We start from the raw sequence: 19857 nt of genomic DNA on the forward strand, positions 1-19857 counted from the left end.
GATGGCTGCGCCGGACGACCTGGCGCAGTCCGCGATCTACCGGCATCCGTTCGACAACGTGTTCGCGCGGATGCTGCCGCGCCTGCTGCACGCACCGCGCTGGACCCGGCTGCGCCGCGCGCTGTCGCGGCGCTGGCCGATGCCGGCGCTGGCCAGCGATGTGCGCGACGTGGTCTACGCCAGCTGGTGGGTCGATGTGCGTCATGCGCCGTCACCGCCGCCTGGCCATCACTACGTGGTCCATGCCGGTCGTACGCCTTACACCATCCTCAGCTATCGGCACGGTCACTTCGGGCCGGCCCTGGCCGGCCCTCTGCGGGCGCTGATGCCATCGCCGCAGCAGAGCAACTGGCGCTGGTACCTGCGCCGCGACGACGATCCGGACGGCACCCCGGTCGTGCTGTTCGACCGCAACGTGATGGATCAGCTGGCCTTCGTCGCCGGTGCGCGTGCCTTCAGCGATGCCATGCAACCTCATCTCTCCGTGCGCTTCGCGCATGTGCTCGATGCCGATGGCGGCGGCCATACCCTGATCGAAGGTGGGCACGGCAGCGCGCCGGCGCTTCGACTGCAGTGGCAGGTTGCCGCAGGCTGGGACGACACCACCTGGTCGGCGGCCTTTGGCGGCCATCACGCCCTGCTGCGTTTCCTGACCTGCCAGGACGAGGCCATCGCCCGTACCTGTGACGGGCACTGGGCCAGCACCCGCATCGACCTGCCGGTGGAGCTGACCCATCTGCGGCCGCTGCACCTGCAGGGCACGCTGCAGTGTCCACGCCTGCAGGCGATGGGCGTTGCGCTGCCCGACGGGCTGGCCTTCCACCTGCCACGCGTGCCGTTCCGGGTCGTGTCCGAGCGTCTGTTGTGAGATTCTGCCCCTCTGTTTTCCAGCATTGCCGATGGCCATGAGCACCACTGTCTACGGATTGAAGAACTGCGATACCTGCAAGAAGGCGACCAAGTGGCTGGACCGCTTCGGCGTGCCATACACCTTCGTCGACTACCGCGAGACCAAGCCCGGCCCGGAAACGCTGGTCGAGTGGGCCGCGCAGCTGGGCGGCCTGTCCGCGATGGTCAACCGGTCATCGACCACCTGGCGGCAGCTGCCGGACAATCGCAAGGCGGCCGCCTCCGATGCCGAGTGGAAGCTGCTGCTGCGCGAGTACCCGCAGCTGATCAAGCGCCCGCTGGTGGTGACGTCCGACGGCAAGGTCAGCCAGGGATTCAGCGACAACGGGTTCAAGGCGCGCTTCGGCGTGGGCGGCGCGTGAGCGCGGTGCTGGACCTGGCCAGCGAGCTGATCGCACGGCCATCGGTCACGCCGGACGATGCCGGCTGCCAGGCGCTGCTTGCGGCGCGGCTGCAGCGTGCGGGGTTCGACTGCGAGCACCTGCGCCTGGGCGACGTCGACAACCTGTGGGCGACCCATGGCAGCGGTGCGCCGGTGCTGGTCCTGCTGGGCCACACCGACGTGGTGCCACCGGGACCGCGCGAGGCCTGGCAGAGCGATCCGTTCGTCCCGCAGATCCGCGATGGCGTGCTGTACGGCCGTGGCGCGGCCGACATGAAGGGCAGCGTGGCCGCGTTCGTGATCGCGGCCGAGCAGTTCGCCGCAGCCCACCCGCATCATGCGGGAACGCTGGCGGTGCTGCTGACCAGTGACGAGGAGGGCGATGCGATCGACGGCGTGCGCCATGTCGCGCGCCTGTTCGCAGAGCGTGGCCAGCGCATCGACTGGTGCATCACCGGCGAACCCTCGTCGACCGCAACGCTGGGCGATCTGCTCCGCGTCGGCCGCCGCGGCAGCCTGTCGGCGAAGCTGCGCGTGCAGGGCGTGCAGGGCCATGTGGCCTACCCGGAGAAGGCGCGCAATCCGATCCACCAGGCGGCGCCGGCGTTGGCCGAACTGAGTGCGCGGCGCTGGGACGAGGGTTACGAGAGCTTTCCGCCGACCAGCCTGCAGATCTCCAACATCCATGCCGGCACCGGTGCCAACAACGTGATTCCGGGCGAGCTGGAAGTGGATTTCAACGTCCGCTACAACCCGCATTGGGATGCGCCGAAGCTGGAAGCGGAGATCACCGCGCTGCTGGACCGCCACGGCCTGCAGTACACGCTGAAGTGGCACCGCAGCGGCGAGCCGTTCTACACGCCCGAAGGTACCCTGCGTGCCGCCGCGCGCGCGGTGCTGGCCGACCACATCGGCGGTGCGCCGGAAGAAAGCACCGGTGGCGGAACGTCCGACGCCCGCTTCATCGCGCCCTTGGGCGCGCAGTGCATCGAAGTGGGACCGGTCAACGCCAGCATTCACCAGGTGGACGAGAACGTGCGCGTGGACGAGCTTGAGGCCCTGCCGGGCCTGTACCGGCGGCTGGTCGAGCGCCTGCTGGTGTGAGGCACGACGCCGGGCATGGCCCGGCGCCGCCCTTGGCCGACGGTAGCGCCGGGCCATGCCCGGCGTACGACGCACCTGGTTGCCAACGCAACTGTTGCGCGGCCCCGGAAACCGGGTTAGGGTCGGGTCATGTCGATCCGCCTGGCCACCGCCGTCAACAACAACCGCAATAATCTGCGCGCGAATAATCGTGCGCGGCCGATGCGGGACTGCGCCCTGGGTAGATAGACAGCAACACACGCCCGGACACCAGAAAACCCGCATCGGCCGATGCGGGTTTTTTTGTGCCCGGGCGCAGCGCTACCCGGGCCTGGATGGCCGGTCGAACACCTTGCCCCTCGTAGAACCGACAACAGGAGTTCCCCCATGTGTTCGATCTTCGCAATCTTCGGCCTGCAGGCCGGTGATGATCTTCCCGCCCTGCGCCGGCATGCGTTGGAGCTGTCGCAGCGGCAGCGTCATCGTGGCCCGGACTGGAGCGGCGTCTACCTTGATGAAGGTGCACTGCTGGTGCACGAGCGGCTGGCCATCGTCGATCCGGCGGGTGGCTCGCAGCCGCTGTTGTCGGCGGACGGTCAGCTGGCGCTGGCGGTCAACGGCGAAATCTACAACCATCAGCTGCTCAAGGCCGCGCTGGCCCACCCCTACGACTTCCAGACCGGCTCGGACTGCGAGGTGATCAACGCGCTGTACCGGCAGGGAGGCTCGCCGTCCCGCTGGCTGGAGCAGCTCAACGGCATCTTCGCCTTCGCGCTGTGGGACCGCGATGCCGGTCGCGTACTGGTGGCGCGCGATCCGGTCGGCGTGGTGCCGCTGTACTGGGGGCACGACGCGCAGGGGCGCCTGCGTGTGGCCTCGGAGATGAAAGCGCTGGTGGATACCTGTGCCGACGTTGCCCAGTTCCCGCCGGGTCATTACTACGACAGTGCCAGTGGCGAACTGGTGCGCTACTACCAGCAGCCCTGGCGCGAGTATGCGGACGTTGAAGGGCGCCAGGCCGATCTGGCCGAGCTGCGCGAAGCGTTCGAGCATGCCGTGGAGCGTCAGCTGATGAGCGACGTGCCCTACGGCGTACTGCTTTCGGGCGGTCTGGATTCGTCGCTGGTGGCCGCCGTGGCCGCACGCTATGCCCGCCGCCGCATCGAGGATGGCGGCCAGAGCGAAGCCTGGTGGCCGCGCCTGCATTCGTTCGCGATCGGGCTGAAGGGATCGCCCGACCTGGCTGCTGCAGCGGTGGCGGCGGAGGCACTGGATACCGTCCACCACGGCTTCGAATACACCTTCGAGGAAGGCCTGGATGCACTGCCGGAAGTGATCCGTCACATCGAGACCTACGATGTCACCACCATCCGCGCGTCCACGCCGATGTTCCTGCTGGCCCGGCGGATCAAGGCGATGGGGGTGAAGATGGTGTTGTCCGGCGAAGGCAGCGACGAGATCTTCGGCGGCTACCTGTACTTCCACAAGGCACCGGACGCGCGCGAATTCCACCAGGAGCTGGTGCGCAAGCTCGATGCCCTGCACAACTACGATTGCCTGCGTGCCAACAAGTCGATGATGGCCTGGGGCGTGGAGCCTCGCGTGCCGTTCCTGGACCGCGACTTCCTCGATGTGGCGATGCGCATCGACGCCGCGCACAAGATGGTCGGCAGCGGCTTCGGCGGTCGCCGTATCGAGAAGGCGGTGTTGCGTGAAGCGTTCGATGGCTATCTGCCGGACAGCATCCTGTGGCGCCAGAAGGAGCAGTTCAGCGATGGCGTCGGCTACGGCTGGATCGATGGATTGAAGGCGCACGCCGAGGCGCAGGTCAGCGACCGGGTACTGGCCGCCGCCGACAAGCGCTTCCCGCACAACCCGCCGCAGACCAAGGAGGCGTACTACTATCGCCACCTGTTCGAACAGTTCTTCCCGAGCCGGGCCGCGGCCGAAACGGTCCCGGGTGGAAAATCGATCGCCTGTTCCTCACCGGCCGCGATTGCCTGGGACGCGAGTTTCGCCGCAGCGGCCGATCCGTCCGGCCGGGCGATTGCCGGGGTACACGAGCAGGCCCTGGCGTGACCGGCAGCGCCCGGCCACGCCCGGCGGGCGCGCAGCGTCGGCGCAGGCAAGGACGTATCATCGCCCCCTGCACATTGGGGAATGTTCATGGACGTACAGAGCGAGGGCCGGGCGCCGCCGATGAAGTGGGGGTGGCGCTACGTGGCCTGGGCCGGGCTGCCGTTGCTGGCCGGCCTGCTGCTGGCGCGGTATGCCGGGCCGGCGGCGCCTGAAGCGGTCGCACGCGCCACGGTTGCCGACGGAGGCAGCTGGGCCCGGCATCTGTCATCGCCGCTGGGCCTGTTCCTGCTGCAGCTGCTGGTCCTGCTGCTGGTGGCCAAGGGCGCGGGAGCGCTGCTCAAGCGCGTCGGCCAGCCGGCGGTGATCGGCGAAATGGCGGCAGGCCTGATGATGGGCCCGCTGGTGCTGGGCAGCCTGTTGCCGCAGTTGCATGGCGCGCTGTTCCCAGCGCTGTCGCTGGGGCCGTTGGGCCTGCTCAGCCAGCTGGGTGTGCTGATGTTCCTGCTGGTGGCCGGTGCCGAACTCGATCTGGCCGCACTGCGCGGACGACGGCGGTTCGCGTTCACCGTCAGCCACGCCGGTATCGCCGTGCCGTTCGTGCTGGGCGTGGCCCTGGCCATCTGGCTGTACCCGCAGCACGGTCCGCAGGGCGTGGGCTTCACGTCCTTCGCGCTGTTCGTCGGGATATCGATGAGCATCACGGCATTCCCGGTGCTGCTGCGGATCCTCGCCGATCGCGGCATCACCCATACGCCGCTGGGACAGACCGCCATTGCCTGCGCGGCACTCGGCGACGCCACGGCCTGGTGCCTGCTGGCGCTGATCGTGGCGGCTGCACAGGCCGGTGGCTGGCTGCCGGCAAGCCTCAACCTGCTGGGCGTGGTGGCCTTCGTGGTGCTGATGCTTGGCCTGGTGAGACCGTGGTTTGCCCGCCAGCAGGTCGTGGCAGGACGCGAAGGACGGTGGTTGCTGGGCATCCTGCTGTTGTCGCTGGCCAGTGCGTTGGTGACCGAGATGCTGGGCATCCATGCGTTGTTCGGTGCATTCGCTGCGGGCGTGGCGGTGTCATCCAATGCGCCGCTGCGCGCACTGCTGATGGCCCGCGTCGAGCCGTTCGCGGTGACCCTGCTGCTGCCCCTGTTCTTCGCCATGACCGGCCTGCGCATGCGCGCCGACGCACTGCACGCCGGCGACATCGTGCTGTGCCTGGTGGTGATCGCGGTGGCCACGGCCGGCAAGCTGCTGGGCACATTCAGTGCCGCCCGCAGCACCGGCCTGCCGGCCCGCGAGGCATGGCGGCTGGGAGCGCTGATGAACACGCGCGGCCTGATGGAACTGATCGTGCTCAACCTGGGCTATGAGCTGGGCCTGCTCGGGGATCGCCTGTTTGCGGTGCTGGTGATCATGGCACTGGTGACCACTGCGATGACTGGGCCGTTGTTGAACCTGATCGAGCGCCGCCGCACCTGAGCCGGTAGCGCCGGGCCATGCCCGGCGGCTTTGCTGTCCGTCCACGCTGCGCGCTCGCCGGGCATGGCCCGGCGCTACCCCTCTATCTCGCCGGCACCAGCGTCATCACGTGCTGGGCCTTGCCCGGCAGGAACGGCGAGGGGCGGCCATGCACCCAGTCTTCGTGGCCCGCGCCCCAGTAGGGGGACAGCGGGTGGCCACTCTGGCCACCGGGCATGTGCACGATGCCGTCGGCTTCGTGACCGGGGGAGACCACCATCCGCTGCGAAGCACCGAAATCCGGGGCCTGCACCCGTGGCATGTCGCGGTCGCCGGGCAACGGCTCGGCCGGCATGCACAACGCGCGGCGTGCGAAGGCGGGCAGGGCGCGACTGACCGGGTGGCAGATCGACGCGGTGTTGCGCTCTCCCCAGCGGCGCTGGGCCAGCGGTCCCTGGCCGGCAAGATCTGCTTCCAGCTCACGTGCGGCCTTCGCCAGCAACGCATCCCAGCTGTCGATACCGGGTGGCAGCAGATGTGCCGGGCGCTGTTCCAGCATCGGCCAGACCACGCCTTCCAGCTCGGGCAGCCGCGGCGGCAGGTAATCGGCGCCCAGCTGTGCGCGGGCAGGCGCGAGCAGCGCGCCTTCCACCGCATCGAGCACCTTGCCACGGAAGCCGCGGGTGATGCGATAGCTCACCGAGTCTACCGATGCCCGTCCTTCCCAGTGCGCATTGGCTGCATGCAGGCGCTGCAGTGCAGGGTCGCTGCTGTGTGCGGTGATCTGCTGCAGCAGCGCCCACCAGCGTTGCAGCATTACCGCGCGGTCATCGAGCTGGATCGCCAGCAGGTCGTGCTCATCGAAACGGTCCTGGACCGCCAGCAGGTCGCGGATCTGCCGCGCGCGGGCGCCAAGGTCGTAGCCGCCATTGCCGGCCACTGCCAGTGAGGCGCCGTCCAGCACGCGGCCGTTGGCGGTCCACAGACGGTGGTTGGCGGGATCGATCAGTGCGGGAGCAGCGTCGCTGCGCAGCGACCAGGGTGCGCAGGCGTCATTGCGCGCTGGCGCGTAGCCGGCCGCCGCACATCCGGGGCCACGGTCCGGACGGGCGCCGATCAGACGCCAGGCGATGCGCCCGCTGCGGTCGCCGATCACCAGGTTCTGTGCAGGAATGCCGGCGCGGTCGGCCACGCGCAGGGCCTGGTCCAGGTCGCCCGCGCGGGCCATGTCGGCGAAATCCAGGCGCACCGCGCCGGGCAGATGTGCGACCCAGCGCAGTGCGTCGCCGCTGCCATCGGCGTGGGTGTGCAGGATCGGCCCCCAGGCGGTCTCGCGCACCGGGAACACCACGTCATCCTGGCCGGCCACGGCGATGCGCTCTTCATGCACCGTCACCGGGGCCGTGGCCGGTTCGTTGCGGAAATCGGCGGTGTCGATGTAGCTGTTGGTGAACCCCCAGGCGACATGCCCGTTGCTGCCGACGATGACGGCTGGCAGACCGGGCAGCGAGAAGCCGCTGATGTCGACCTGGCCACCGGCCGCCTGCGGATCGGGATAGCGCAGGCGCACGCGGAACCAGAGGCCGGGTGCACGCAGGCCCAGGTGCATGTCGTCGGCAACGATCGCACGGCCATCGGCAGTGAGGGCGCCGGCCACGGCGAAGTTGTTGCTGCCCACTGCGCCGGTTTCCACCGGCACGGAGGCGGGCGAGGCGGCCAGCGTGCGCAGATCCAGTTGCCCTGCATCGGGCAGCAGGGCATTGCCGCGCGGCTCGCCGAACAGGGGCGCATCCCATTCGCTGCCCTGGTGCGCGATCAGCGCATGCAGCGCCGGTGGCACCACCGCCTGGATGCGGCTGAGCGCCAGTTCAGTCCGGTTGCCCGGATCCTGCAGATCGGCGTACATGGCCAGCCCGGCCAGCACGCTGTCGCTGGCGGTCCACGGCTGCGGCGCCTGCCGCAGCAGCAGGTAGGCCCACGGGCGCACGGAGAGATCGGCCAGGCCCTGGTTGACCCCTTCGACATACGCGTTTACCGCCGCGGCGTTGCTGCCCAGGGCGGCCTCCAGATGGGCGTCGGTCCGCGCGCGCAGGCGATGAACCCGCATGCGCTTGTCCACCTCGATGGCCTTCGGGCCGAACAGCGCAGCCAGTTCGCCGGCTGCGCTGCGCCGCATCAGGTCCATCTCGAAGTAGCGCTCCTGCGCGTGGACACGGCCGAGCGCACGCATGGCGTCGGCCTGGCTGCCCGCGGTAATGGTGACCACGCCCAGCGCGTCGCGCTCGACAGTGACTGCTGCGCTTAGGCCGGGCAGGGCATGTTCACCTTCCAGATCGGCCAGGCTGCCGCGCAGCAGCAGCCACGCTGCCAGGGCCACCACCGGCAGGGTGGCGATCAGCACGCCGAGCAGCCAACGCCATGTACGTCGCATTGCAGGTCCTTTCCGAACGCCGGGGCCGATTGTAGCCGCAGGCGCAACTGCGACTGATTCCGATTAGATCACCGTATCCCGAAATGGGGCACCCTATGCCGCATCGATTCACAGGAGCCCCCCCATGAAAGGCAACCCGGACGTCATCGCCTGCCTGAAGGAACTGCTGCGCGGCGAGCTTGCCGCGCGCGACCAGTACTTCATCCACTCCCGCCGCTACGAGGACCAGGGCCTGTTCGCGCTGTACGAGCGCCTGAACCACGAGATGGAGGAAGAGACCCAGCATGCCGACGCGCTGCTGCGCCGCATCCTGTTCCTTGGCGGTGATCCTGACATGCGCCCGCACCTGACCGAGCCGGGTACGACGGTGGAGGAGATGCTGCAGAAGGATCTGGACACCGAGTACGCCGTGCGCAACAACCTCGCCGCCGGCATGAAGCTGTGCGAAGAGAAGGGCGACTACGTGAGCCGCGACATCCTGCTGGCGCAGCTGAAGGACACCGAAGAGGACCACGCCTGGTGGCTGGAGCAGCAACTGGGCCTGATCAAGCGCATCGGCCTGGAGCTGTACCAGCTGAGCAAGATCGACGGCAGCGGCGCCCCGGCGCACTAAACCGGTACCGTCGCCCGCCAGCACCGGAGCATCGCTCGCCAGCCTTCGCCCGCCAGCCGCTCCACCGCCCGCCAGCCGACAACGAAAAAGCCGGGGAATGCCCCGGCTTTTTCGTGTCTGGTGCTGCGTTCCGGTAGCGCCGGGCCATGCCCGGCGGGCAGAGCTGGGGTCAGAGCCCTTTCCGTTGGAAAGGGATCCGACCCCGCTGCGTCATTCCACTGACAGGCCTTCGACCTTCTGCCAGCCACGCGGCAGCAGGTGGCCGCGGGTCGCCCGCGCGCCGAGGTAGGCATCGAGCTCGTTGAACTTCAGGCCCATCGTGCGCTGGCCGGCGCGCACCTGCAGGGTCTGCCCCGGCCCGATCGCCACGATGGCGACCACGCGTTCCGTGGCCAGCTTGGCCTTGGGGATCTCGATGATCTTGTTGCCCTTGCCCTTGTCCAGTTCGGGCAGATCGCTGGCCGGAATCGCCAGCAGGTTGCCCGAGCTGGTCACCGCCACGATGCGGTCGCTCTCGACATTGGCGACCACCGCCGGCGGCAGCACCGACGAGCCGGCGGACAGGTTCAGCATCGCCTTGCCGGCCTTGTTGCGGCCGATCAGGTTCTCGAAGCGGGTGACGAAGCCGTAGCCATGGCTGGACGCGAGCACGAAGCGTGCGTCCGGCTCGGCGCTGGCCAGGGTGACGAAGCTGGTGCCGGGCGCCGGCGAGAAACGGCCGGTCAGCGGCTCGCCGTTGCCCCGCGCAGAAGGCAGGGTGTGCACCGCCGTTGAATAGGCCCGGCCTTCGCTGTCCAGGAATGCGACCTGCTGGGTGCTGCGCGCGCGCACGGCGCCCTGCAGCGCATCGCCATCGCGATAGGACAGGGCCGACGCGTCCACGTCATGACCCTTGGCGGCGCGGATCCAGCCCTTCTGCGACAGCACCACCGTCATCGGCTCGCTCGGCACCAGTTCGGTCTCGTCGATGGCCTGCGCCGCCTGGCGCTGGACCAGCGGCGAGCGGCGCTCGTCGCCGAACTTCTTCGCATCGGCCTGCAGCTCGTCGCGGATCAGCTTCTTCAGCTTGGCCTTGCTGTCGAGGATGCCGATGATCTTCTCGCGTTCCTTGGCCAGCTCGTCCTGCTCGCCGCGGATCTTCATTTCCTCCAGGCGGGCCAGCTGCTTCAGCTTGGTCTCCAGGATGTACTCGGCCTGTTCTTCGGACAGGCCGAAGCGCGCGATCAGTGCGGCCTTCGGTTCGTCCTCGGTACGGATGATATGGATCACCTCGTCCAGGTTGAGGAAGGCCACCAGCAGGCCTTCCAGCAGGTGCAGGCGGCGTTCGACCTTCTGCAGGCGATGCTGCAGGCGGCGGGTGACGGTGTTGCTGCGGAACGTCAGCCATTCGCTGAGCAGCATCTTCAGGTTCTTCACCTGCGGACGGCCGTCCAGCCCGATCACGTTGAGGTTGACGCGGTAGCTGCGCTCCAGGTCGGTGGTGGCGAACAGGTGGCCCATCAGCTGCTCGGCATCGACGCGGTTCGAGCGCGGCACCAGCACCACCCGCACCGGATTGGCGTGGTCGGATTCATCGCGGATGTCTTCCAGCCAGGGCAGCTTCTTGGCGCGCATCTGCGCGGCGATCTGCTCGATCACCTTCGAAGGCGATACCTGGAACGGCAGTGCGGTGACCACGATGTTGCCGGCTTCACGGCTGAACGTCGCGCGCGCACGCACGCTGCCGTTGCCGGTCTCGTACAGGGTGCGCAGATCGTTGGCGGCCGTGATGATCTCGGCGCTGGAGGGATAGTCCGGGCCTTTCACGTGCTCGCACAGGTCGCGCACGGTGGCGTCCGGATCGTCCAGCAGGTGCAGCAGCGCGCTGACGATCTCGTTGAGGTTGTGCGGCGGCACATCGGTGGCCATGCCCACGGCGATGCCGGTGGTGCCGTTGAGCAGCAGGTGCGGCAGGCGGGCCGGCATCCACGTCGGCTCCTGCAGCGTGCCATCGAAGTTGGGCGCCCAGTCGGTGGTGCCCTGGCCCAGCTCGCCCAGCAGCACTTCGGCGATGGGGGTCAGCTTGGATTCGGTGTAGCGCATCGCCGCGAACGACTTCGGGTCGTCGCTGGAGCCGAAGTTGCCCTGGCCCTCGATCAGCGGATAGCGGTAGGAGAACGGCTGGGCCATCAGCACCAGCGCCTCGTAGCACGCGCTGTCGCCGTGCGGGTGGTATTTACCGATGACGTCACCGACGGTACGTGCGGACTTCTTCGGCTTGGACGCGGCATTCAGGCCCAGCTCGCTCATCGAATAGATGATGCGGCGCTGCACCGGCTTCAGGCCGTCGCCGACGAACGGCAGGGCGCGGTCCAGGACCACGTACATCGAGTAGTCGAGGTAGGCGCGTTCGGCGTACTCGCGCAACGGCAGTTGTTCGAATCCGTGGAACACGGGGCGGGCAAGTTCGGTCATGCGGCGTTGTTACCTATGTCGGGAGGCGGCGACGGCGGTCGCCGCTCGCAATCCTGTGATTATCCGGATGCGGCCGGGGATGCCAAGCCGCGCGCAGGGTCCAGGCCGGTTTCCAGTCCATTCCCGGCCCGCGCCAGGTAGCGCCCGGGCGGCAGGCCGAAATGGCGGCGGAACACGGTGACGAAGGCACTGGCGCTGCTGAAGCCCAGCGCATGGGCGATATCGGCCACGCTGCGGCCATCGGTCAGCTGCCGCAGGGCTTCGGACAGACGGGCCTGCTGTCGCCACTGTGCGAAGCTCAGCGTGGTTTCGTCGCGGAAGTGGCGGGTCAGGCTGCGCGGCGAAAGCCCGGCCCAATGCGCCCATTCGGCCAGGCTGCGCTCGTCGGAGGGATCGGCCAGCAGCTGCGAGGCGATCTTCAGCAGCCGCCGATCGTGCGGCATCGGCAGGTGCATGCGCTGGCGCGGTGCGGTGCGGATCTCATCCAGCAGAACCTCGATGATGTGCTGGTGCTCGGGCGTGACGACCTGGTCGAGCGACCAGCCGCAGATCCGGTCCGCCAGCGCCTGCGCCAGCCTGGACAGGCCCAGCACGCAGGGGGCGGCGGGAAGGGTGGTGCAGGCCGGCCCGGCCAGCGCCATGCCCCAACCGCGCAGCGGACCGTCCAGAGCGACCGTGTGCGGTTCCAGGGGCGGCATCCAGCCGGCCGAACCGGGTGCCAGCGACCACGTGCCGTGCGAGGTGCGGGTGGTCAGCAGGCCGCGCTCGACACAGATCAGCTGCGCGCGCTGATGATGGTGCCAGTCGACTTCGCGGGCGAGCCCCTGTGGGCTGTCGAAGCGGAAGCCGACGACCGGCGGGCCATCGTTGCGCTCGAACCAGTCCAGCGCCTCGTTGCGCAGCAGCTGCCGGGCCGGGGCGATGTCCTCCTTGTTCATCCTGTCCGCTGGCTGGAATGTGTCATTCATTGGCTTGATTGTACTACCGGGCCATCCTGGGGCGCCATTAAGGTAGGCGCCTTCACTGATCCAGCCCGCTGCTGCAACACAGCATTCGATGCCAGATCGAATATTTCCATTGAGAAATATTTTTTTTGGAAGAGAATGCACTCCCATGATCTGTCCTGCAACCACTCCCCCCAGCTTCGGCCTGCTGCTGCGCCAGGTGCGCGACGGCCTGGTCCGCCAGCTTGACGCGTCCATGGCCGAAGAAGACCTGGGCATCGGCTTCACCCACTACATCGGGTTGAAGGTGCTCTCGAACATGGCCCCCTGCACCGCCAACGAACTGGCCCAGGCCATCGACCAGGTACCCAGTGCTGTCACCCGCCTGCTGGACAAGCTCGAAGCCCTGGGCTGCGTTCGCCGTGAGGCACATGCGCAGGACCGCCGTGCGCTGCAGATCGTGCTGACCGACGAAGGCCGCGCACTGTGGGCGCGCTTGAAACTGCGCGGCGACGCGGTGATGGATTACGCCCTGCGCGATCTGTCCGCCGATGAGCGCACGCTGCTGTTGTCCCTCCTGACCCGAATCCGCGATTCCCTGACGACCCCATGAACCCGATCCCGCATTCCTCATTCCGCCGGTCCGGGCGCGCGCTGCTGCTGTCGGCGCTGGCGCTGGCGCTGGCCGCCTGTGCCAGCAGCCGCGGCCTCGAACCGCAGGCCCGCCTGCTCGATGTGGACAGCCTGCACAGCGAGCGCACCCTGGCCGACACCGATCTCAGTGCCACCGGCTTCCCCGCACAGGACTGGTGGAAGGCATTGGGCGATGCGCAGCTGGACGCGCTGATCGCCGAAGGCCTGGCCGGTCATCCGAGCCTGGACGCCGCCGACGCACGTCTGCGCCAGGCGCAGGCCAAGGTCGGTACCGCACGCGCTGACCGCCTGCCCAGTCTCTCCGTTTCCGGCGGCTATACCGGGCTTCGCCTGCCCGAGTCGATGGCCGGCGACGAGATCGGTGGCCACTACGCAGGCAGCAGCCAGGTCGCTTTCGACTTCAGCTACGGCATCGACCTGTGGGGCGGCAAGCGCGCCGCCTGGGAAGCGGCCGTGGATGGCGCGCATGCCGCCACCGTGGAGGCCCAGGCCGCACGCCTGAATCTGTCCACCGGCATCGCCCAGGCCTATGCGGACCTTGCTTACGCGTGGCAGCTCGACGATGTCGCCGAGGAAGAACTGACGCGGTCGCAGAAGTCGCTGGAACTGACCCGGCAGCGTCGCCGCGCTGGCATCGACAGCGATCTGCAGGTGCGCCAGGCCGAAGCCCGCGTGCCCGCCGCGCAACAGCAGGTGCAGGCCGCGCAGCAACGCATCGACGCCGCCCGCACCGCATTGGCCGCCCTGGTCGGCAAGGGCCCCGACCGTGGGCTGACGATCGAGCGTCCGCAGCCGTTGAATCCGACGGCCCTGCAGCTGCCAGGCGTGCTGCCCAGCGAGCTGCTCGGCCGTCGTCCTGACATCGTCGCCGCACGCTGGCGCGTGGAAGCGGCCAACAAGCAGATCAAGGTCGCCAGGACGAAGTTCTACCCGAGCCTCAACCTGACCGCGCTGGCCGGCGTGGTGGCGCCGAATGTCGGCGATCTGCTGCAGAGCAGTTCCACCTTCGCCTACATCGGCCCGGCGCTGAGCCTGCCGATCTTCGAAGGCGGCAAGCTGCGCGCCAACCTGGCCGACACCGATGCGCAGTACGACCTGGCGGTGGCCAATTACAACCAGGCGGTGCTTGACGCACTGCGCGACGTGGCCGACCAGGTCAATGCGGTGCGCTCGCTGGCGCAGCAGGCGCAGTCGCAGCAGCAGGCCGTGGACACTGCGCGTGCAGCGTTCGACCTGGCCGGGCAGCGTTACCGCGCCGGCATCGGCAGCTACCTGGATGTGCTGTCCGCACAGTCCACCCTGCTGCAGTCACAACAGCAGCTGGCCAGCCTGCAGTCGCAGCAGGTGCAGACCTCGGTGCGCCTGAGCAAAGCGCTGGGCGGGGGCTTCCAGCCCAGTGATGCCGATCGCGCGCCGCTTGCCTCCCATTCCGATTCCTCGCATTCCTGAAGATCCCCGCCATGAGCCAGACCCAAGACACTGCGGCCCCGGCCGCCTCCAACCGCCGCAGCAACCTGCTGCGGGGCCTGTTCGTCATCGTCGTGCTGCTGCTTGCCGCACTGGCGCTGTGGTATTTCATGTTCGGCCGTTGGTTCGAAGAAACCGACGATGCCTACGTGCAGGGCAACCTCGTACAGATCACCCCGCTGGTGGCAGGCACCGTGGTCGCCATCAATGCCGATGACGGCATGCGCGTGGAGCGTGGCCAGCTGCTGGTGCAGCTGGACCCGGCCGATACGTCCGTGGCCCTGCAGCAGGCTGAAGCCAACCTGGCCAAGACCGTTCGCCAGACCCGTGGCCTGTATCGCAGCGTGGAAGGCGCGCAGGCAGACCTGAATGCCCGTCAGGTGACCCTGAAGCGCGTGCGCGAGGACTTCGCACGCCGCAGGGATCTGGCCGCCACCGGTGCCATCTCCAACGAAGAACTCGCCCATGCCCGCGATGAGCTGGCGGCGGCGGAAGCAGCGGTGGCCGGTTCGCGCGAGACCGTCGAGCGCAACCGTGCGCTGGTCGACGATACGGTGATCGCCACCCAGCCCGACGTGCAGGCGGCCGCCGCGCAGCTGCGCCAGGCCTACCTCAACAATGCCCGCGCCGGCATCGTCGCGCCGGTCACCGGTTATGTGGCCCGTCGCTCGGTGCAGGTGGGCCAGCGTGTGCAGCCGGGTGCCGCACTGATGGCCGTGGTGCCGACCGAGCAGATGTGGGTCGAGGCCAACTTCAAGGAAACCCAGCTGCGCCACATGCGCCTGGGCCAGGAAGTGGAGCTGAAGTCTGACCTGTACGCCGGCGATGTGAAGTACAAGGGCCGCGTGCAGAGCCTGGGTCTGGGGACCGGCTCGGCGTTCTCGCTGCTGCCGGCGCAGAACGCCAGCGGCAACTGGATCAAGATCGTGCAGCGCGTTCCGGTGCGCATCGCCATCGATGCCAAGCAGCTTGCCGAACATCCGTTGCGTATCGGCCTGTCGATGAAGGCCGAGGTGAGCCTGCGCGACCAGAAGGGCGAGGTGCTGCCGAGCGCCCCGGCCAAGGGCACGGTGTTCGACACCGACGTCTATGCCAAGCAGCTGCATGATGCCGACGAGGTGATCCACTCGATCATCCAGGGCAACGTGCCGCAGCAGTCGAAGGTGGGCTGAGGTCGCCATGTCCGCCCAAGCTCCAGCCGCGCCCGGAAGCCCGGGCGCACCGGCGGCGCCGGGTGCGGCCGCCGGGTTCCTGCCGCCGAGCGTGGCCCTGTGCACCGTGGGCCTGGCGATGGCCTCCTTCATGCAGGTGCTCGACACCACCATCGCCAACGTCTCGCTGCCGACCATCGCCGGCAATCTCGGCGCCAGTTCGCAGCAGGCGACGTGGGTCATCACTTCGTTCGCGGTCAGCACGGCCATCGCACTGCCGCTGACCGGCTGGCTCAGCCGCCGTTTCGGCGAGCGCAAGCTGTTCGTCTGGGCCACGCTGGCCTTCGTCATCACCTCGCTGTTGTGTGGCCTGGCGCAGAGCATGGGCATGCTGGTGGTGTCGCGCGCCCTGCAGGGCTTCGTGGCCGGCCCGATGTATCCGATCACGCAGTCGTTGCTGGTCTCGATCTATCCACGCGAGAAACGCGGGCAGGCGTTGGCGCTGCTGGCGATGATCACCGTGGTCGCGCCGATCTGCGGGCCGATCCTCGGGGGCTGGATCACGGACAACTACAGCTGGGAATGGATCTTCCTGATCAACGTGCCCCTGGGCATCTTCGCCGCGCTGGTGGTGGGCAACCAGCTGAAGGGCCGTCCGGAACACGTGGAGAAGCCGAAGATGGACTACGTCGGCCTGATCACGCTGGTGATCGGCGTCGGCGCACTGCAGCTGGTGCTCGACCTGGGCAACGACGAGGACTGGTTCTCCTCCACCCGGATCGTGGTGCTGGCCTGCGTGGCGGTCGTGGCGCTGACGGTGTTCCTGATCTGGGAACTGACCGACAAGGACCCGATCGTCGACCTGAAACTGTTCCGCCACCGCAACTTCCGCGCCGGCACGCTGGCGATGGTGGTGGCCTATGCCGCGTTCTTCAGCGTGGCCCTGCTGATTCCGCAGTGGCTGCAGCGTGACATGGGCTACACGGCGATCTGGGCAGGCCTGGCGACGGCTCCGATCGGCGTGCTGCCGGTGATCATGACGCCGTTCGTGGGCAAGTATGCCTCGCGCTTCGACATGCGCATGCTGGCGACCATCGCCTTCGTGTTCCTGTCGATGACCAGCTTCCTGCGCTCGGGCTTCAATCTGCAGGTGGACTTCCAGCACGTGGCCGGCGTGCAGCTGATCATGGGCATCGGCGTGGCGCTGTTCTTCATGCCGGTGCTGCAGATCCTGCTGTCGGATCTGGATGGTCGCGAAATTGCCGCGGGTTCGGGCCTGGCCACGTTCCTGCGCACGCTGGGCGGCAGCTTTGCAGCATCGCTGACCACCTGGCTGTGGGCACGTCGCACGCAGGTGCACCACGCCGATCTGACCGAACACATTTCGGCCTATCAGCCGGGCATGCAGGACCAGGTTGCGGCGATGGGGCAGGGTGACCTGCAGCATGGTGCAGCGGTGCTCAACACCATGATCAACCACCAGGCATCGCAGATGGGCTTCAACGACATCTTCTTCCTGCTGGGCTGGATCTTCCTGGCCATCATCACCTTCCTGTGGCTGGCCAAGCCGCCGTTCGGTGCCGGTGCCGGTGCAGCGGCCGGTGGCGGGCACTGAAACTGCCCGCAAACACGGCGCTGTATGTCGACCCCGCCGCAAGGCGGGGTTTTTGTCTGTGGTGAGTTCTGCCAGGCGGCGTTCGCGCAACGCGCGGAAGGCGTCGCCATTGCGTTGACGCTGCGGATTCCGGAAACGAAAAAACCCGCTTTCGCGGGTTTCATCATCATGAGTCGTGGTGCCCAGGAGAGGACTCGAACCTCCACGGTTTTACCCGCTAGTACCTGAAACTAGTGCGTCTACCAATTCCGCCACCTGGGCGACTCAGGAGGGGAATTCTGCGGTACGGCATCGGATGTGTCAACACCATTTCATGCTTTTTTCTCCGCTTCCACGCCGAGGTGCAGCAGCAGGCTGCGCATCGCTGTCGACAGCCGTGTCCAGTCGGCGAAGCAGGCACACAGGCGGCGCTGTGCCCACGCATCCGCGAGGGGCACCGCCAGCGCCTGTGTCGCGCGGCGGTGCTGGCGGGCGATGGTGCGCGGCACGATACCCACGCCGATGCCGTGACCCACCATGATGCACACGCCTTCGAAGGTCTTCATGCGGATGCGCACGTCCAACCGACGGCCGATGTCGCGTGCCTGCGCTTCGATGTAGGTCTGCAGCGCATTGCCATCGGCCAGCGCGACGAAGGTTTCGCTGGCCACATCGGCGAAGGCCAGCGTGCGGCGGGCCGCGAAACGATGGCCTGCGGGCAGCAGCATCACAAGGGGATCCTCGGCAACGACATGGCGTTGCAGGCCGGTTGCCTCGACCGCATCACTGATGATTCCCGCTTCGGCCTGGCCAGCGGTCAGGGCGCGGACCACTTCAGGGCTGGTGCGTTCGTGCAGTTCGACGTGCAGGCGTGGGCGTTCGGCCAGCCAGGGAGCCAACCGGGAAGGCAGGTAGCTGGTCAGTGCGGCGGTGTTGGCATACAGGTGCAGGGTGCCGCGCGCGCCCTTCGCGAAGGCCTGCAGTTCGCCACGCAGCTGTGCCTGTTGATGCAGGATCTGGCGCGCGTGGTGGGCGAGGGCGGCACCGGCTTCGGTCAGGCTCACGCCGCGCGGGTGACGCACCAGCAGCGCGGTGCCCGCGTCGTTCTCGATCGCCCGCAGGCGTTCGCTGGCAGAGCCCAGCGCCAGGTTTGCCTGCGCGGCGCCTGCGGTGATGCTGCCGGCGTCGGCCACGGCCAGGAACAGGCGCAGGTCGGCGATGTCCATCCGCATGTCACGGCCCTCGTTGCGTGCCGCCTGCCTTCGGGTCAGCCGAAGGGTGAGGCGCATAAGCCGCATTGTGCGCGGAAGGCGCGCCGGTTCCAATGACGGCATGAGCGAGACGACATTCTTCTATGGTCTGCTGGTTGCCGTGTTCATGCTGGCGGGGGTGGTCAAGGGCGTGACCGGCATGGGCCTGCCGACCGTGGCGATGGGCCTGCTGGGAGGGGCGCTGTCGCCGGTGGCGGCGGCGTCGATGCTGTTCATTCCGACCTTCGTCACCAACGCCTGGCAACTGCTGGCCGGGCCATCACTGGGGCCGATCGTGCGACGCCTGTGGCCGATGATGCTGGCCGTGGTGGTGGTGACCCTGGGCGCGGCGACGTTGCTGGTGCGGGTCGACCGCACGTGGTCGCGCGTGGCGCTGGGCGTGGCGCTGGTGGTGTATGCGCTGTACGCCTTGGTTGCGCCGGTATTCCGTGTGCCGCAGCGGCGTGAGCGCTGGCTGGGCCCGCTGGTCGGGGCGATGTCTGGCGTGGTGACCGGGGCGACCGGAGTGTTCGTGATGCCGGCGGTGCCGTACCTGCAGTCGCTGGGGCTGCAACGCGAAGAGCTGGTGCAGGCGCTGGGCCTGGCGTTCACGGTGTCGACCCTCTCGTTGACGGGTGGGCTGGTGCTGCACGGCGCATTCGGTGTGCAGCAGCTGGGACTGAGCGCGCTGGCGGTGTTGCCGGCGCTGGCGGGCATGTGGCTGGGGCAGGTGATCCGGCAGCGGATCAGTGCGCGGGTGTTCCGCGTGTGCTTCCTGGGCTTCCTGCTGCTGCTGGGCCTGGAGCTGGTGCTGCGACCGCTGTTCTGATCCGGTTGGCTGGCGCCCGGACATGAAAAAACCCGCTTTCGCGGGTTTTTCTCAGTCTCGACATGGTGCCCAGGAGAGGACTCGAACCTCCACGGTTTTACCCGCTAGTACCTGAAACTAGTGCGTCTACCAATTCCGCCACCTGGGCGTCGAGGAGCGAGATTATGGGGTGCCGTGACGGGGGTGTCAACACCCTTGTGAACGCCCGGCCACGCTGCGGAACGACGGCAGGAAACGCGGGTAAAAAAAATCCCCGCCGAGGCGAGGAGATTTTTCGTTGGTGCCCAGGAGAGGACTCGAACCTCCACGGTTTTACCCGCTAGTACCTGAAACTAGTGCGTCTACCAATTCCGCCACCTGGGCGTTCCAGAGGCGCAATTGTGAAGATGAATCCGCAGGCTGTCAACGACTTCGCGGAGTTTTTTCACGTGGCGCCTGCAAGCGGGTCGCTGACCGGTTCTGCACGCCGTCAGCGGCTACCATGGAGGGCGATGACTACCAAAAAACCAAGCAAGGGCGGGAGCAAGTCCCGCAGCCAGGCCCCGAAGAAGGGCGCCAAGACGGGTGC

15 protein-coding genes and 3 tRNA genes are annotated in these 19857 nt (G+C 67.9%); 11 read left to right on the forward strand and 7 right to left on the reverse strand.

The window, feature by feature from the left end; genetic code table 11:
* Nucleotide 1 precedes the first annotated feature (1 nt).
* The 5 genes from ACZLIF_RS06935 to ACZLIF_RS06955 all read left to right on the forward strand — a co-directional run bounded on the left by ACZLIF_RS06935 (nucleotide 2) and on the right by ACZLIF_RS06955 (nucleotide 5923).
* Nucleotides 2-868 carry a hypothetical protein gene (locus ACZLIF_RS06935; protein ID WP_128989587.1) on the forward strand — a complete coding sequence of 289 codons (867 nt, stop codon included), beginning with the start codon at nucleotides 2-4 and terminating at the stop codon, nucleotides 866-868.
* Between the two features lie 31 nt (nucleotides 869-899).
* Entirely contained in the window at nucleotides 900-1271 is a 372-nt protein-coding gene (locus ACZLIF_RS06940; protein ID WP_180875666.1) for an arsenate reductase, read from the forward strand.
* Nucleotides 1268-2395 (forward strand): succinyl-diaminopimelate desuccinylase, encoded by a 1128-nt coding sequence (gene dapE / locus ACZLIF_RS06945; RefSeq protein WP_128989585.1) that lies wholly within the window; start codon nucleotides 1268-1270, stop codon nucleotides 2393-2395. Before ACZLIF_RS06940 ends, dapE begins: the two co-directional genes overlap by 4 nt.
* 366 nt (nucleotides 2396-2761) lie before the next feature.
* Complete coding sequence (gene asnB, locus ACZLIF_RS06950; RefSeq protein ID WP_128989583.1) at nucleotides 2762-4453, forward strand: asparagine synthase B; 1692 nt, start codon at nucleotides 2762-2764, stop codon at nucleotides 4451-4453.
* Between the two features lie 81 nt (nucleotides 4454-4534).
* Complete coding sequence (locus tag ACZLIF_RS06955) at nucleotides 4535-5923, forward strand: cation:proton antiporter domain-containing protein (RefSeq protein ID WP_128989581.1); 1389 nt, start codon at nucleotides 4535-4537, stop codon at nucleotides 5921-5923.
* An 82-nt stretch (nucleotides 5924-6005) separates the two neighbouring features.
* Here the strand turns inward: ACZLIF_RS06955 and ACZLIF_RS06960 are convergent, their stop codons facing one another.
* Nucleotides 6006-8333: a penicillin acylase family protein gene (locus ACZLIF_RS06960; protein WP_128989579.1), complete on the reverse strand. Its 2328-nt coding sequence runs from the start codon at nucleotides 8331-8333 to the stop codon at nucleotides 6006-6008.
* A gap of 124 nt (nucleotides 8334-8457) precedes the next feature.
* On the opposite strand from ACZLIF_RS06960, the gene bfr reads away from it, so the two are divergent.
* On the forward strand, nucleotides 8458-8946 hold the full coding sequence (gene bfr, locus ACZLIF_RS06965) for a bacterioferritin (protein WP_053518345.1): 489 nt from the start codon (nucleotides 8458-8460) through the stop codon (nucleotides 8944-8946).
* 210 nt (nucleotides 8947-9156) lie between these two features.
* Here the strand turns inward: bfr and parC are convergent, their stop codons facing one another.
* Complete coding sequence (parC, locus tag ACZLIF_RS06970; protein ID WP_053518348.1) at nucleotides 9157-11400, reverse strand: DNA topoisomerase IV subunit A; 2244 nt, start codon at nucleotides 11398-11400, stop codon at nucleotides 9157-9159.
* Nucleotides 11401-11459: 59 nt separating this feature from the next.
* Nucleotides 11460-12368, reverse strand: coding sequence for a helix-turn-helix domain-containing protein (locus ACZLIF_RS06975; protein WP_128989577.1), 909 nt, complete (start codon nucleotides 12366-12368; stop codon nucleotides 11460-11462).
* A 145-nt stretch (nucleotides 12369-12513) separates the two neighbouring features.
* On the opposite strand from ACZLIF_RS06975, the gene emrR reads away from it, so the two are divergent.
* The 4 genes from emrR to emrB are packed head-to-tail and all read left to right on the forward strand — an operon-like array spanning nucleotide 12514 to nucleotide 17231.
* Nucleotides 12514-12957 (forward strand): multidrug efflux system transcriptional regulator EmrR, encoded by a 444-nt coding sequence (emrR, locus tag ACZLIF_RS06980; protein ID WP_053518351.1) that lies wholly within the window; start codon nucleotides 12514-12516, stop codon nucleotides 12955-12957.
* Entirely contained in the window at nucleotides 12954-14447 is a 1494-nt protein-coding gene (gene emrC, locus ACZLIF_RS06985; protein WP_065174708.1) for a multidrug efflux transporter outer membrane subunit EmrC, read from the forward strand. Before emrR ends, emrC begins: the two co-directional genes overlap by 4 nt.
* 11 nt (nucleotides 14448-14458) lie before the next feature.
* Complete coding sequence (gene emrA / locus ACZLIF_RS06990; RefSeq protein ID WP_053518354.1) at nucleotides 14459-15637, forward strand: multidrug efflux MFS transporter periplasmic adaptor subunit EmrA; 1179 nt, start codon at nucleotides 14459-14461, stop codon at nucleotides 15635-15637.
* A gap of 7 nt (nucleotides 15638-15644) precedes the next feature.
* Nucleotides 15645-17231: a multidrug efflux MFS transporter permease subunit EmrB gene (gene emrB, locus ACZLIF_RS06995; protein ID WP_053518356.1), complete on the forward strand. Its 1587-nt coding sequence runs from the start codon at nucleotides 15645-15647 to the stop codon at nucleotides 17229-17231.
* A 176-nt stretch (nucleotides 17232-17407) separates the two neighbouring features.
* On the opposite strand, the gene ACZLIF_RS07000 is transcribed toward emrB, so the two are convergent.
* Together ACZLIF_RS07000 and ACZLIF_RS07005 are read right to left on the reverse strand one after the other, a co-directional pair.
* Nucleotides 17408-17492, reverse strand: a tRNA-Leu gene (locus ACZLIF_RS07000).
* 50 nt (nucleotides 17493-17542) lie between these two features.
* Nucleotides 17543-18442 carry a LysR family transcriptional regulator gene (locus ACZLIF_RS07005; RefSeq protein WP_053520458.1) on the reverse strand — a complete coding sequence of 300 codons (900 nt, stop codon included), beginning with the start codon at nucleotides 18440-18442 and terminating at the stop codon, nucleotides 17543-17545.
* Between the two features lie 100 nt (nucleotides 18443-18542).
* On the opposite strand from ACZLIF_RS07005, the gene ACZLIF_RS07010 reads away from it, so the two are divergent.
* The gene (locus ACZLIF_RS07010; protein ID WP_065174710.1) at nucleotides 18543-19289 is read left to right on the forward strand and encodes a sulfite exporter TauE/SafE family protein; all 747 of its coding nucleotides are present in this window, start codon (nucleotides 18543-18545) and stop codon (nucleotides 19287-19289) included.
* A gap of 63 nt (nucleotides 19290-19352) precedes the next feature.
* On the opposite strand, the gene ACZLIF_RS07015 is transcribed toward ACZLIF_RS07010, so the two are convergent.
* Together ACZLIF_RS07015 and ACZLIF_RS07020 are read right to left on the reverse strand one after the other, a co-directional pair.
* Nucleotides 19353-19437 (reverse strand) — tRNA-Leu (locus tag ACZLIF_RS07015).
* A gap of 130 nt (nucleotides 19438-19567) precedes the next feature.
* Nucleotides 19568-19652: transfer RNA gene (locus ACZLIF_RS07020), tRNA-Leu, on the reverse strand.
* Nucleotides 19653-19857 lie beyond the last annotated feature (205 nt).

Source organism: Stenotrophomonas sp. 2201_Sma, from assembly GCF_056486685.1.